Origin of the sequence: Arthrobacter sp. NicSoilC5, assembly GCF_019977395.1 — a bacterium.
GTDB lineage: Bacteria > Actinomycetota > Actinomycetes > Actinomycetales > Micrococcaceae > Arthrobacter.
Genome location: NZ_AP024660.1, coordinates 4,332,226 through 4,345,788, shown reverse-complemented (window position 1 = coordinate 4,345,788; position 13,563 = coordinate 4,332,226). Strand labels below are relative to the sequence as shown.

Annotated in this window: 12 protein-coding genes; 4 read left to right on the top strand and 8 right to left on the bottom strand. The window is 67.7% G+C overall.

Going from position 1 to position 13,563, the window contains the following annotated elements; translation table 11 throughout:
* Window position 1 precedes the first annotated feature (1 nt).
* From LDO22_RS20255 to LDO22_RS20240, 4 genes are all read right to left on the bottom strand, one after another.
* Window positions 2–1,240 carry an Ig-like domain-containing protein gene (locus tag LDO22_RS20255; protein WP_224025463.1) on the bottom strand — a complete coding sequence of 413 codons (1,239 nt, stop codon included), beginning with the start codon at window positions 1,238–1,240 and terminating at the stop codon, window positions 2–4.
* A 64-nt stretch (window positions 1,241–1,304) separates the two neighbouring features.
* Complete coding sequence (gene ahcY, locus LDO22_RS20250; protein WP_224025462.1) at window positions 1,305–2,771, bottom strand: adenosylhomocysteinase; 1,467 nt, start codon at window positions 2,769–2,771, stop codon at window positions 1,305–1,307.
* Between the two features lie 75 nt (window positions 2,772–2,846).
* Window positions 2,847–3,074, bottom strand: coding sequence for a hypothetical protein (locus LDO22_RS20245; protein WP_159632512.1), 228 nt, complete (start codon window positions 3,072–3,074; stop codon window positions 2,847–2,849).
* A gap of 79 nt (window positions 3,075–3,153) precedes the next feature.
* Window positions 3,154–3,540 carry a DUF3499 domain-containing protein gene (locus LDO22_RS20240; protein ID WP_224025461.1) on the bottom strand — a complete coding sequence of 129 codons (387 nt, stop codon included), beginning with the start codon at window positions 3,538–3,540 and terminating at the stop codon, window positions 3,154–3,156.
* Between the two features lie 118 nt (window positions 3,541–3,658).
* Between LDO22_RS20240 and LDO22_RS20235 the strand changes: the two genes are divergently transcribed.
* Window positions 3,659–4,171, top strand: a complete 513-nt coding sequence (locus LDO22_RS20235; RefSeq protein WP_159632514.1) for a metallopeptidase family protein — start codon at window positions 3,659–3,661, stop codon at window positions 4,169–4,171.
* An 81-nt stretch (window positions 4,172–4,252) separates the two neighbouring features.
* Here LDO22_RS20235 and LDO22_RS20230 read toward each other — a convergent pair whose 3' ends face one another.
* The 3 genes from LDO22_RS20230 to LDO22_RS21805 are packed head-to-tail and all read right to left on the bottom strand — an operon-like array spanning window position 4,253 to window position 9,937.
* Window positions 4,253–6,016, bottom strand: coding sequence for a DUF5719 family protein (locus tag LDO22_RS20230; protein WP_159632515.1), 1,764 nt, complete (start codon window positions 6,014–6,016; stop codon window positions 4,253–4,255).
* Complete coding sequence (locus LDO22_RS20225; RefSeq protein ID WP_263422205.1) at window positions 6,009–9,404, bottom strand: glycosyltransferase; 3,396 nt, start codon at window positions 9,402–9,404, stop codon at window positions 6,009–6,011. The genes LDO22_RS20230 and LDO22_RS20225 overlap by 8 nt, the downstream gene beginning before the upstream one ends.
* Window positions 9,404–9,937 carry a WhiB family transcriptional regulator gene (locus tag LDO22_RS21805; RefSeq protein ID WP_159632517.1) on the bottom strand — a complete coding sequence of 178 codons (534 nt, stop codon included), beginning with the start codon at window positions 9,935–9,937 and terminating at the stop codon, window positions 9,404–9,406. The genes LDO22_RS20225 and LDO22_RS21805 overlap by 1 nt, the downstream gene beginning before the upstream one ends.
* 389 nt (window positions 9,938–10,326) lie before the next feature.
* On the opposite strand from LDO22_RS21805, the gene LDO22_RS20215 reads away from it, so the two are divergent.
* Complete coding sequence (locus LDO22_RS20215) at window positions 10,327–11,028, top strand: TIGR03089 family protein (RefSeq protein WP_159632518.1); 702 nt, start codon at window positions 10,327–10,329, stop codon at window positions 11,026–11,028.
* 12 nt (window positions 11,029–11,040) lie between these two features.
* Here LDO22_RS20215 and LDO22_RS20210 read toward each other — a convergent pair whose 3' ends face one another.
* Window positions 11,041–11,601, bottom strand: a complete 561-nt coding sequence (locus LDO22_RS20210; RefSeq protein WP_159632519.1) for a GtrA family protein — start codon at window positions 11,599–11,601, stop codon at window positions 11,041–11,043.
* A 174-nt stretch (window positions 11,602–11,775) separates the two neighbouring features.
* On the opposite strand from LDO22_RS20210, the gene LDO22_RS20205 reads away from it, so the two are divergent.
* Window positions 11,776–12,972, top strand: coding sequence for a 5-(carboxyamino)imidazole ribonucleotide synthase (locus LDO22_RS20205; RefSeq protein WP_224025459.1), 1,197 nt, complete (start codon window positions 11,776–11,778; stop codon window positions 12,970–12,972).
* Entirely contained in the window at window positions 12,969–13,553 is a 585-nt protein-coding gene (gene purE / locus LDO22_RS20200; protein WP_159632521.1) for a 5-(carboxyamino)imidazole ribonucleotide mutase, read from the top strand. The genes LDO22_RS20205 and purE overlap by 4 nt, the downstream gene beginning before the upstream one ends.
* The last annotated feature ends 10 nt before the right edge of the window (window positions 13,554–13,563 follow it).

Genomic DNA, 13,563 nt, shown 5'->3' with positions numbered 1-13,563 from the left:
CTTAGTTGTCGTACTCGCTCCAGGGAATGTTCCAGTCGCCATACCCGTCGGTGTTCGCCGCGTAGTCACCCTCTGTGTTGATGATCTGGACGACGTCGCCGGTTCCCATGTTGTCGAACACCCAGGCTGCCCCGTCCGGAAGGAACCCGATGCAGCCGTGGGACACATTGGTGTTCCCGATATACGGATAGGCAGACTCGAGTGCCTGGTGGATGTAGGCGCCGCTCAGCGTGAGGCGGATGGTGTATTCGACGTCGGCCTCACCGTAGTAGGCGGGGTCATCCGGTTTCAGGCCGATGCTGGCAGCCCTGAAGTGGTCGAACCGGTTCTTCTCCATCAGCACCGCGTATCCCTTGGCGGACGGGAAGCGCTTGTCCCCCATGCTGACGGGGAGCGTCTTGACGGGCTGGTCGTTGACGCTCAGCGTGAACGTGTGGGCTGTGGCGTCCGCGATGGCCACCTTCTTGTCCCCAATGTTGACGTTCACCTTCTTATTGAAGTTCCCGATCTGCCCGTTTCCAAGGTCGACGCCGAAGAGCTGCATGTCCATGGTGATGGTGGAGTTCGCCGCCCAGAAGTTTTCGGGCCGGTACCGGACCATGGTGTCGCTGTACCAGTGGAATGCCCCGGCCTGTCCTGCCGTGGTGGTGACCTTGATGGCCTTTTCGACGGCGGCACGGTTGGTCACGGGCTCACTGAAGATGATCTGCAGGGGCTGGCCGACGCCAACCTTCATGCCGTTCAGCGGATAGATGGCGGCGTCCGCCTCATGCGAGCTGGAGACGGTATTGAAGGACTGGGTGGTGCTGGTTTCGCGCCCTGCAGAGTCCTTGACCACGTACGTGTAGCTGTACTCGGTGTTGAACTCCAAGGGAGCCGTGGCGGACCACGACGTCCCACTGGCGTCAATGCTGCCGTCAATGGTCTTCCCGCCGGTGCTGGCGAGGGTGACGCGCTGGATGATCCCGTTGCCTACCTTCAGCGACACTGGGGCGGCGGGATTGACCTGCTTGGCACCGTTGGCCGGGGCCGCGTCAAGCTTGACCGGCGGCACAACGGGCGATGCAATGCCCGGCGATGTCCGCAGTGCGGAGCCTGCCTCGGATTCCAGGGGTCCGCCCGCAAGGCCTGGAGCGACGGCTGCGAAAACCCCGCCAACGGCAGCCAGGACACACACGGCGGCCACGGCAAGGACTTTCTTGGCGCTCCCCCTGCGGCGGGGCTTTACATCAGGCTCCATGTTTTCGATCCTACGTGCAGAAAATAACGGCCCGGGCGCTTGAACGCGCCCGGGCCCTTACGTCTCAGTAACGATAGTGCTCCGGCTTGTAAGGGCCGGCCACATCGATGTCCAGGTACTCCGCCTGGTCCTTGCTCAGCTCGGTGAGCTCCACGCCCAGGGCGTCCAGGTGCAGCCGCGCCACCTTTTCATCCAGGACCTTGGGCAGGACGTAGACCTTGTTCTCATACTCGTGCTGGTCCCGTTTGGTCCACAGCTCGATCTGGGCAATGGTCTGGTTGGCGAAGGAGTTGCTCATGACGAAGGACGGGTGGCCCGTGGCGTTGCCGAGGTTGAGCAGGCGGCCTTCGGACAGGACAATGATGGACCGTTCGGTGGCACTGCCTTCGTCGAAGACCCACTCGTGGACCTGCGGCTTGATTTCGACCTTTTTGACGCCCGGGATGCGGCCCAGCCCGGCAATGTCGATTTCGTTGTCGAAGTGGCCGATGTTGCCCACGATGGCCTTGTTCTTCATGCCGGCCATGTGCTCGGCCAGGATGACGTCCTTGTTGCCCGTGGTGGTGATGAAGATGTCGCCCTGCGCCAGGACGGATTCCAGCTTGGCCACCTGGTAGCCGTCCATGGCTGCCTGCAGCGCGCAGATGGGGTCGATCTCGGTGACGATCACGCGCGAACCCTGGCCGCGGAGGGCCTCGGCGGCGCCCTTGCCCACGTCGCCATAGCCGCATACGACGGCTACCTTGCCGCCCATGAGCACATCCGTGGCCCGGTTGATGCCGTCGGGCAGGGAGTGGCGGATGCCGTACTTGTTGTCGAACTTGCTCTTGGTCACGGAGTCGTTGACGTTGATGGCGGGGAAGAGCAGCTTGCCCTGGTCAGCCAGCTGGTAAAGGCGGTGGACGCCGGTGGTGGTTTCCTCGCTGACGCCCCTGATCGTGGCAGCGGTCCGGGTCCACTTCTTCGCGTCCGCGGCCAGGGAACGGCGCAGCACGTCGAGGAAGATGCCGTATTCCTCCGAATCCTCGGGATCCGCGGAGGGAACGTTGCCAACGGCTTCGAACTCGACACCCTTGTGCACCAGCATGGTGGCGTCGCCGCCGTCGTCCAGGATCATGTTGGGACCGAGCTCGGGGTTGGTCTCAGCTCCGGGCCAGGTGAGGATCTGCTCGGCCGTCCACCAGTATTCCTCAAGGGTTTCGCCCTTCCAGGCGAACACCGGCACGCCCTGCGGATCCTCAACGGTGCCCTTGCCTACCACCACAGCCGCGGCGGCTTCGTCCTGGGTGGAGAAGATGTTGCAGGAGGCCCAGCGGACCTCGGCGCCCAGTGCCGTGAGGGTTTCGATCAGCACGGCGGTCTGCACCGTCATGTGCAGGGAACCGGCAATGCGGGCGCCCTTGAGCGGCTGGGTGGGGCCGAACTCCTCGCGGAGGGACATCAGGCCGGGCATTTCGTGCTCGGCCAGGCGGATCTGGTGCCGCCCGGCTTCCGCCAGGGAGATGTCGGCAACTTTGTAGTCAAAAGTCATGGGTGGTCCTTTGCTTGGTCCGGGTCCTGGTCCAGTCCCCGTGCTGCTGTTTCTGTGCGTGCGGAGGCAGGTGAACTAGTGCCCTGCCGCAGCGGGATCGTGCTGGTCGGAACCTGCCGAGGCTGCTGCAGCCAGCAGCTCCGGAGGCAGCAGCAAAGGGATCCCGTCCTCGATGGCGTACCGGTTCCTGACGCCCGTATCCCCGGCGGCGGTGGCCACCAGCTCCTCCCCCTCCTGGACCAGGGGCGAGCCGGTCACGGGGCAACGCAGGACGGACAACAGCTCGGGACTGATCTTTGGCATTTGTTCATGCTCCCTGGCGGGCGCGCTCGCGCCGGTAGCGGAAAAGATGTGCAGCTTCCAGCCTACCGCCAGATGGGGCTCAGGAAGGTTCCCGGAGGACCCGCAGGTGCCCCCGACGTGCGCCTTCGGTGCCGGCCGGAGCTTCCAGGGCGGAATGGTGTGCCCGCTGGGCAGGCGCCTGGGACTCCGGAGGGAGGGCTGCGGCGTCGCGAACAGCGTTGGCCAGCGCCAGCAGGTCATCGGGTCCAGGCTGCTGCGGGGTGGACGGCATGGCAAGGCGCAGCACCTCCCAGCCGCGGGGCACCGTCAAAGAATCAGCGTGCTGCTCGCAGAGGTCGTAGCAGTGCGGTTCGGCATAGGTGGCGAGCGGACCCAGGACGGCGGTGGAGTCCGCGTACACGTACGTCAGGGTGGCTACCGCCGACTGGCGGCAGGCAGACCTTGAACATTGACGGATAGCTCCCACGACATCACAGACTACCCCTTCGGCACCCAAAACCCGTGCATTGCGGGCAGGGCCCGACGCGCCCCCGGAGCAGAGGGGATGTATCGCGTAAATGCTCCCCCGGGTTTACAGTCGATGTATGCAGTCATCGAACCATGAATCAGGTTTTTCGGTCCGGTTGGCTGACCCGGATGCCCCCGCGGCATCGGGCGTGGAAACCGCCGGCAGGAGCTTCTCCAGGCGGCGCCGGAACCGGCACGGCCGCGGCCTCCGCGGCGAGGTGATGCTGCCCACCCATCCCGGATACCGCACGCGCGCCGACCGCTTCGACGACATGGTGCTGGACTCAGCCCAGCGGCTGCACGACATCTGGGGCAAGACCCTGGACGGCGTACGGTTTGGCGTGGATGAAATCCCGCCGGACCTCGAGCAGCTGGCGGCGAATGCCTCCACGCCACCCATGGGCTCCTACACCCCCGCCGCAGGCGAGGACGGACCCATGATTACGGTGTACCGGCGCGTGGTGGAACAGGCGTGCTCCAGCGTCGAAGAGCTCCAGGACCTGGTCCACGACGTGGTGGTGGAACACACGGCGGAAATGCTTGGCGTGGCACCGGAGACCCTGGATCCCGTGTACCGCCGCCGCTACTGAACCGGCCACACGCAGAACCCGGACCTCTGCCCCGGCCTTAGTAGCCGGACCTCTGCCCCGGCCTTAGGAGCCGGGGCCGCCTTAGTAACCCAGTGTGACCGGCACCGTTTCCTGGCCGGCAGCAGCAGCCAGGAAGGCCAGGGAGGAAACATCGTTGCGGCCATCCTGCCCCACGAGCACCGCCCCATAGGCGGCGTCACCGGAGGCGGAGACCACATAGCCAACGACGTCCGCGCCCTCGGCCTGGGCAGGAATGCTGATGGAGGCCGTGGTGCCGCCCGCTATGTCTGCCGAGGCCGCGGCACGCACCTTTCCGTCAGCCGTGATGGGGGCATAGGTAATGGTGGCCCTGGTATCCAGGACCCCGAACACCAGCTGGCGCTGGCCGCCCTTGGGGACGGGAACCACGTGCTGGCTGCCGAGCCGCACTGCCGATGCCGCCCACGCCACATCCGAGGCTTGTCCCGCCTGGAGCCCGCGGCTCATCCGTGCGCCGGCGAGGAAGGAGACGTCGGATGAGGCGGCTACCGTGTACTGCCCGGCGGGAACCCCGGCCAGCGACACCTCGGTGGTTGAACCGGCTTTTGCGGTGATGACCCCGCCGGAGGGAAGCGCGTGCTGGCCGTCCCGTCCGTACAGCTTGATTTCCACCACAGCATCGGAGGCGCCGGGAACGGTCAGTTCGAGGGCCGGCCCGGCGTCACGGTAGCCGGGCTGTGCCGTCAGGGCAGCGAGTCCGGCGGGGTCCTGGATGTCCACTCCTGTCATCACCTGGCGGACCGCGGGGGCAGTCCCGGGGCTGATGTAGTCCACCCCGCCCGGGGTAAGGCCGCGCAGGAAGCTTTGCTGGATGGAGGCTGCAACCGGTCCACCGGCGCTGCGGACGTGCACGCTGAGCTGGGACTCGTTGGGTGCGAGGCCGGCGAGGACTACGCTGCGTGTGGTGCCGGGTGCCACCAGCAGGCCCCGGCTGCCGGGCGCCTGGATTTGGCCGCCCGAACCGAACAGTTCAAGGCTCACCGTGGCTGGTGTGCTGGAGGCATTGGTCAGCGCCAGGATGGAGGTGCGGCCAACCGTGGTGCTGGCACCCGCCAGCCATTGGTCGTTCGAGGGTTGCACGCAGGTAGCCGCAGCACTGCCCTGCAGGTCGCCGTCGGTGGCCGTGTATTTCATGGCGCCGGCGGCGGACGCATTCTGGTTTGCCACGGCGTTGGCGCTCAGGACGTTCACCTGGTCCACGGTGCGGTCCGCCACCACTGCGGCACGGAGCTCCTGGGGGGCTCCGGGGGTGGGCGCCGGACCCGGGTCCTTGGCGATGTCGACGGCGGCTGTCCCATCCAGGTGCGCCAGCCGGCTCCCCGGCAGCACACCTCCGGCGCTGAGCACTGCCGCACTCACCCGGGTTGCCGCAGTGGCCGACTCGGGCCGGAACTGGGCATCGGTGCCGGCCTCGGTGCCCTCCAGCAGCCGTGCAGGGCCCGGACACACGCCGAGGCTGGCCCCCGCGGGAACAGCGGCTTCGGCCGCCGGTACCGTCCGGCTGGAGGCGGGCTCGGGCATCAGCGATCCGGCGGCCACTACAGCTCCGCCGCCGGCAAGAATCAGGACGCCTGCCGCCACTCCGGCGACGGAAGCGGCACGGCCCTTCCCGCCCGGCATGCGCGTGGAGCCGCGGCCGGACGGTTTCCGGCCCTGCCCGGCTCCGGTTTCCGCTACGGCAGGCTCAACGGCGGAAGCGGGTTTCCCTGCCGGTGCCGGCTGTTCAGCGGGCAGCGACGGTTCGGCAGCATCCGGTGCGCCGGCGCCTGCCCCCGCCTTGGCAGCCGGTGGGGTGTGCTCATGCATGTTGGTGTTCCTTACGCAGGGAGCCCTCGTCCCGTGAGAGGCCGGTCCGCGGCCGCCGGGCGGGCATGGGGATTGCGAGGATGACGGTGAGCCCTATCACCACGATTTGGCCGGCAGCAGCCCAGAACGACCACGGGTTCTCGTAGCGGACCGTCAACTGGCCGGCGGTTGCGGGAAGGGTGAAGGCCTGCGCCCAGCCGGAGGTGGTGGAGGTCAGCTTGCGCCCGTCGAGCCAGGCGCTCCACCCGGGATCCGCCCGCTCGGCAAGCACTGCCAGGCGGCCTTCGGGCCCCGCGGGGACAGCTGCATCGACGTCGTCGGTGCCGGAAGCGACCAGCGCTGTGGCCGAACCGCCGGCGTCAACAATACGGACACGGTGGGCCACGTCGGCAGCCTGGAGGTTCCGCTGGTTCAGCGGGCTGATCCGCCACAGCCAGCCGACGTCGGTCTGCCCCACGGCCACCAGGCCGGGGACTGCGTCCATCCGGCTTGCGGTCAACTGGGCTGCGGTATCCGCGGAGCGGAGCACCACGAAGCCAACGCCGAGCTGTTCGAGGTCGGAACGGGGATCCACGCCCTGCCCCGCAACCATGGTGGCGACAACGCGTCGGACGGCTGCGGTGACATCGTCGTCGTCGCGCACTTTTTCAGCACCGGGGGCACCGATGATGTTTCGGGCTGAGGCGATGGCGGAGAGGCTGTCCAGCGTGGTGCCGGACCCGCGCATCAGCGATGCGCTGAAGGTGCCGTCGTCTCCGGTGCTGAGCAGGAGGGTGCGCGTCTGTTCCGGACCGGTTCCGCGGTCGATGGCGGTGGCGGGAAGGGAGCGTCCGGTCGCGGCCTCCACCAGTCGCGCAGCACCCAGCGCTCCCCCGTCCCGGGACGCCGCCGCGGATGGAGCGGGTGGGCCTGCCTGGGCTGCGGGTGCGGCAGTGGTGGCCGGACGCAGCAGGTTCTGCGCGGACCAGGCGGCCATGCCTGCCAGCGGCCCGGCCAGCAGTACCACCAGGCCGAGCGCCAGGACGGTGCGGGCTGCCGTCGCGGTCTTCGCGCCTTCGCCGGAGGCCCGGTCGGCCGCGGACAGCAGTTGTTCGGCACCGAGGAGGGCGGCTGCCAGGAGGGCAAAGGATGCGGCGGACACTGCTGGTCCGGGGAATGGCGTCACCATGACATCAGCGCTCAGCCCGGTGGCAACGTGGACTGCCAGCCATCCACCGGCCAGGGCGACGATGGAGCCGGTCCAGAACCATCTGGCTGTCCGGGCGCGGCGTCCGGCGCTGAAGAGTCCCACAATGGCAAGGATCACCACCGGCCCTGCAATGAGCACGGCCAGCAGCAGGGCCCAGGGCACGGTCCCGCCCGTGAAGACCGCCAGTCCCTGGAGGCCGCCGGCGGGGTCGAATGACAGGGGCTGGCCCAGGATCTGCTGCCACAGCGGAGCGGCGTCGAATCCCAGTGGGAGTCCCGGATCGGCCAGGAGTGCACGCGGCCTGTCGAGTGTGGACAGTGCAAAGGGGACAAACAGGGCTGCGCTGGGCAGCAGCGCCCACCACACTGTCCGTCCGCGCCGTCCCAGCAGGAGGCCGCACAGCACAATGACCACGGCGGCGGGGATGAGTAGGGAGGGGGCCGACGCGGTGGTGACCGCCAGCGCCAGGCCGGCAGCTGCGGCCGCTGTCCACGACGGCACTCCGTTGATGCCCGCCTTGGCCGGGAGTTGCTCGCCGGCCGGATAGATGGACGCCGCGGTGGCGCTGAACCGTCCGTGTCCAACGGCCGATCCCGTGGCGCGCAGCAGGCCCAGGACCACCAGCGGCAGCATGATGTGCGCGATCAACGCCCCTGCCCGGCCCTGGTTCAGCGCGGCCTGGAGCGCCGGTGCGGCAGCCCAGAAGATCGCGGCCGCGAAACGAAGCCGGCGCCGTTCGGTCACCCCGCCCGCGGCGAACCACGCGGTGAGTCCGGACAGCGGGGCACCGAGCAGAAGCAGCCAGGCCATGGCGGCGTTGGCATCGCCTCCGCCGGCGAGGCCGATGACCCACAGGACATAGTCGAAGGGATCGCCGCGGCCGGGAAGGCCCGCACCCAGGCTGATCCACCAGCTGTTGGCGTTGTGCCAGATGTCCCCCAGCCCCGCAGACACGGGGATCAGGGCGCCGCCGGTGACAGCCTGGGCCCGGAACAGTCCTGCCAGCGCCAGCAGCGAGGCCACTGATGCGATGATGACGGCGGCCAGGGCACCGTTGCCCACCCAGCCGCGCTTGCTGGTGGCGAGGGCGGCGAAGTCGTCCGCGGCGTCGCCGGTGGGCTGGTGCGCGAGCGGATCCTGCACGAGGTGGTCGGCGCCCGACCCGTCGGATCCCAGCGCCTCCATCAAGGACCGGCGGTGGCTCCACACCTCACGGCGCGGAGTCTGGAGTTTGCGGATGACGGAGCGGCGGATGCGCCGCGTACGTTTGGCTGCCCGCCGGGCCTTGGCCACGGCCCTGGGCCGGCCCAGGGCGGCGGACGTGGCAAGAAGCTGGGAGATGCCGTGGCCGGGGTCTTTGACCACGATGCTCAGGACCAGCTTAAAGAGGCTGCCGAGCAATGCGCCGAGGCCATGGATGGGAACCATCCACAGCGGACTGTGCTTCAGGCGCAGGTGGACCTGCGCCTTGCGGGCTGCGGACGGGTTGCCCAGGGCGTGCGGCCGGTGCGCCACATGGAACATTCTTGCGGCAGGCACCACCACCACGCGGTGTCCTGCCAGGCGGTTCCGCCAGCAGAAGTCGACGTCGTCGCCGCTGCCCGGGAGGGCGGGATCGAAACCGCCCAGGTGTTCCCAGACGTCGCGGCGGACCAGCATGCCGGCGGAATTCACGGCGAAGGTGTCGGTGCGTCCGTCGTACTGGCCCTGGTCCATCTCATCGGCGTCGATGAGGGTAAGCCGCTCGGCCCACCTGCTGGTGGAAAGGCCCACGTCCATGAGTTTCCGCGGGGAATGCCAGTCCAGTTGCTTGCAGCCGGCAACAGTCACCGAGGGTGCGCGCTCCACCGCGCCCAGAAGTTCCGCGAGGGCTTCGGGCGCGGGCGCGGCGTCGTCGTGCAGCAGCCAGATCCACTCCGTGCGGCCACCGTCAGCGTTTCCGTCGAAGGGCACCAGCGCTGAAAGCGCGGCGGAGACGGCGGCACCCATGCCGCCTTTGCCCCGGGGTTGGCTGACAACGGCGGCGTCGCCCAGGGCCTCCCTGAGGAGGCTGCAGGAATCGTCGCCGGAGCCGGCGTCGACGCCAACGGCACGGTCAGCCGGGCGGGTTTGGGCCGCCAGGGCTGAAAGGGTTCTGGGCAGATAGGCACTGCCGTTGTGGGCAACCACAACGGCAGTGACATGGACATCCTGAAGAATTAGATTGCTCGCTTCCTTAGCCGCCGGCGCTCACGCTCGGAAAGGCCTCCCCAGATACCGAACCGTTCGTCATTGGCCAACGCGTACTCAAGGCACTGGGACCTCACGTTGCAGGCGCCGCAAACCTTCTTGGCATCGCGGGTGGAGCCGCCCTTTTCGGGGAAGAAGGCTTCCGGATCCGTCTGTGCGCACAGAGCGTCCGTCTGCCAGCCCAGTTCGCCTTCGTCGTCGAAGTCCTGTTGGAGCGGCAGCCCGATCCAGACCGGCTGGGCCGTCCCGGCGGCAGCAATTTCCATGGGCGGATCGAGGTCGTCTTCCGGCTCCGCGCCGCCGTCCAGGAGGGCTTCATGCGCTGCAAGGAACGCCGTAGCCTGGTCTTCGAGGACGCTGGTGGAATTCCTGTTGTACCGCTCCGCAGCATCAGGATCGGCGGGATCCACGTACCAATCGCTGGGCACCCCCCGCGCACGGTACTTTGCCGTTGCCTGACCGGCCACGACGGCATCTTCCTGGATACGCTCTGCTTGCCCCACGGCGACCCTCCTGATGTTTCAGCCACTGCCTGGATACGTGGACACTCGGTTGTGTGCCGGTATTTACGCAATTGCTTTAGTTACCTAATTACACGTGTGTAACTAGGGCTAGTCAAGCCGTTGCCGGGATAATAGACAGTCCCGCTTCAGAAGCTTGCGCACGCCACGCCCGGGATTTTTCCCGGCCCCGGCGTGGCGTGGACGGCAGCCCGGCCTCCAGGGCCCAAAACCCCTCAAAAACACAAGGCTGGCGGGGAAAATACCCGGTCTTCGCGGAAATAGCAAGCACGCTTAGCAACCATGGTGATTAACATCACTTATGGCTGCGTGCGAAGAAAAGGCAGCTGCCGCCGGATGACCGGGGCAAACCGGAGTGGCAGGATGAACCCATGACGACAACCCCCGCAATCGACCTGATGGGCACCCTTCGCTCGGGCAACTCCACGGCCCCACGCCTCACGTGGTACGGCCCAGACTCGGAGCGGGTGGAATTGTCCGGACGGGTCCTGGACAACTGGGTGGCAAAGACCAGCAACCTGCTGCAGGACGAACTGGATGCGGAGCCGGGCATGCGGCTGCGGCTTGCCCTTCCGGCGCACTGGAAAGCCATGGTGTGGGCGCTGGCCGGCTGGCAGCTTGGCCTGGAAACAGTATTCGACGGCGGCCCGGCCGACTTCCTCGCCACAGACGATCCCGCTGCGGCCACCGGGCAGCATGACGCTGTCATCGCCGTGGCGCTCCCCGCCCTCGCCATGCGGTGGGCCGGCGGTCTTCCCGCGGGTTGGATCGACTACGCGGCCGAAGTGCGTTCCCACGGGGACGTGTTCATGCCGCACACCGATCCGGATCCGGCAGGCTGCGCCCTCCGGACCGCCGACGGGAATGCCATCCCCCACCGGGACTTGTTGACCGGTTTTGCCCTGCAGCATGAGGAGGGCGCCAGGGTTCATATCCCCGCAGACCGGGGACTCGAATCAGCGTTGTCCAGTGCGCTGGGTGCCTGGCTGCGGGACGGGTCGGTGGTGCTGACCCATCCCGAGGTGGCCCTCACTGACAAACTGCGCGCGGACGAACGCATCCACGGCAGCTAGCAGTGCTGAACGCTAGGCCTGCGGGCCGCCGTCGGCGGAAGTGGGCGCCGGACGCTCCGCCGCGCGTGCGGGCTCGCGGTGCGGGTGGGCTTCGATGATTTCGTGGTCGTGGGAGAATTCCGGCTCCTGGTCCAGTTCCTGGTTGAAGACCAGGAACCGGTACGCGAAGAAGCGGACAACCGTGGCCACCAGGATGCCGGCCACGCCCGCCAGGAACAGCAGGTTCTTGTCGTCGATTCCCATCCAGTACTTGGCCAGTGCCGTAAATCCGGTGGAGATGCCGATGCCAATGCCGTTGATGATGACGAACATGATGAACTCGCGGAGCACGTTGGCCTGCCGGCGGTGCCGGAAGGTCCAGAAGCGGTTTGCCACCCACGAGAAGACCGTGGCAACGGTCGCGCCCACGAATCGCGCCTTCGCCTCGCTGTCCGACATGGGGCCGTGCATCAGGTAATAGGTCAGGCCGTTGTCAATGACGAACGCCACACCGCCCACCGCACCGAACTTGGCCACCTCGCGCCAGAAGAGTGAGGCGAGCCCCCGGATACGATCTGCAAGTGCACTAAACATGACCCTCCATGGCCGCGACGAACTGTGGGCCACTCGGCCAAAGGTCCATTTTAGCCCCCAAAGCTTTGAGCCGCCCCGCAGAAGCAGGTGACCTATGTCCCGCCCGTGGAAAATACCGTTCACCCGCCGGGCCGTAAAAGCGGGATCGGGCCCGTCTTCGGTAGGCTGGCAGATGTGACTTTTCCAGTGATAGGCGTGGTTGGCGGCGGCCAGCTCGCGCGAATGATGGCCCCTGCCGCTACAGCACTCGGCTTTGAACTGCGTGTCCTCGCCGAAGGCGAGGACGTTTCGGCAGTGTCGGCCGTCCCCGCCACACCGGTGGGCGATTACAAGGACCTGCAGACACTCCTGGACTTCGCAGAAGGCCTGGATGTCATGACGTTCGACCACGAGCACGTGCCGACGGACCACCTCCGCGCCCTGCAGGATGCCGGAGTCAACGTCCAGCCCGGACCGGATGCCCTGGTCCATGCCCAGGACAAGCTGGTCATGCGGGCCGCCATCGACCGGCTGGAACTGCCCAATCCCGCGTGGGCGTCCGTGGCGGACGTTGACGCGCTGGTCCGCTTCGGCGACGAAACAGGCTGGCCCGTAGTGCTGAAAACCCCCCGCGGCGGCTACGACGGCAAGGGTGTGCGGATCGTCGCCTCAGCGGAAGAGGCCGCGGAAGCCGCCGACTGGTTTGCCGCCATGAGTCCCCTGCTGGCCGAGGCGAAGGTCGAGTTCACCCGCGAACTCTCCGCCCTCGTGGCCCGCACCCCCGATGGCGAGGCCCGCGCCTGGCCCGTGGTCCACACCATCCAGGTGGACGGCGTCTGCGACGAGGTGATCGCACCCGCGCTGGACATCCCGCTGGAGGTTGCTGCCGCAGCTGAGGACGCAGCATTGCGCATCGCCGCCGAGCTTGACGTCACCGGCGTCCTTGCCGTGGAACTGTTCGAAACCCCGGGCACGGGGGCCGGCTTCCTGATCAACGAACTGGCCATGCGCCCACACAACACCGGCCACTGGACCCAGGACGGTTCCATCACCAGCCAGTTCGAACAGCACCTCCGCGCAGTCCTGAACCTGCCGTTGGGTGCCACCGACGCGCTGGCACCCGTAACCGTGATGAAGAACTTCCTGGGCGGAGACAACCAGGATCTGTACTCCGCCTACCCCATGGCGCTGGCCACCGAACCCGCTGCCAAGGTGCACTGCTACGGCAAGTCGGTGCGGCCCGGGCGCAAGATCGGCCACGTCAACCTGATGGGCAGTTCGACGACGGAAGTGGACTCCGTCCGCCGCCGGGCCACGGCCGTGGCGGGCATCATCCGCGACGGGCGGGTTACCACCGAAGAACCTTCCGCAATTTTCGAGGAGAACGCATGAGCGCCGAAGCCACCCCCGCCGCCGGTTCCGCCGCTGGCCCCCTGGTGGGCCTGGTCATGGGCTCCGACTCTGACTGGCCGGTCATGGAGGCTGCGGCGGACGCCCTGGCCGAATTCGGCATCCCCTTTGAAGCGGACGTCGTCTCCGCCCACCGGATGCCCACCGAGATGATCCGGTACGGCCAAACCGCGCACGAGCGCGGGCTGCGCGTCATCATCGCCGGTGCCGGCGGCGCGGCCCACCTGCCGGGCATGCTTGCCAGCGTCACGCCCCTGCCGGTGATCGGGGTTCCCGTTCCCCTGAAGACCCTCGACGGGATGGACTCCCTGCTCTCCATCGTCCAGATGCCGGCAGGCGTGCCGGTGGCCACGGTCTCCATCGCCGGTGCCCGCAACGCAGGGCTCCTGGCCGTGCGGATGCTGGCGTCCGGCACCGATGAACTTGCCGCGTCCCTGCGCTCCGATCTCCTCGACTTCGCCGCGGACCTGAACGCCGTCGCCACCCGCAAGGGCGCGAACCTGCGGCAGAAAGTCAGCGAAGTCTTCCCCGGCGGCTCCAGCGCTCTTCGGGGCAGCCGTTAGGGCGCCGGGC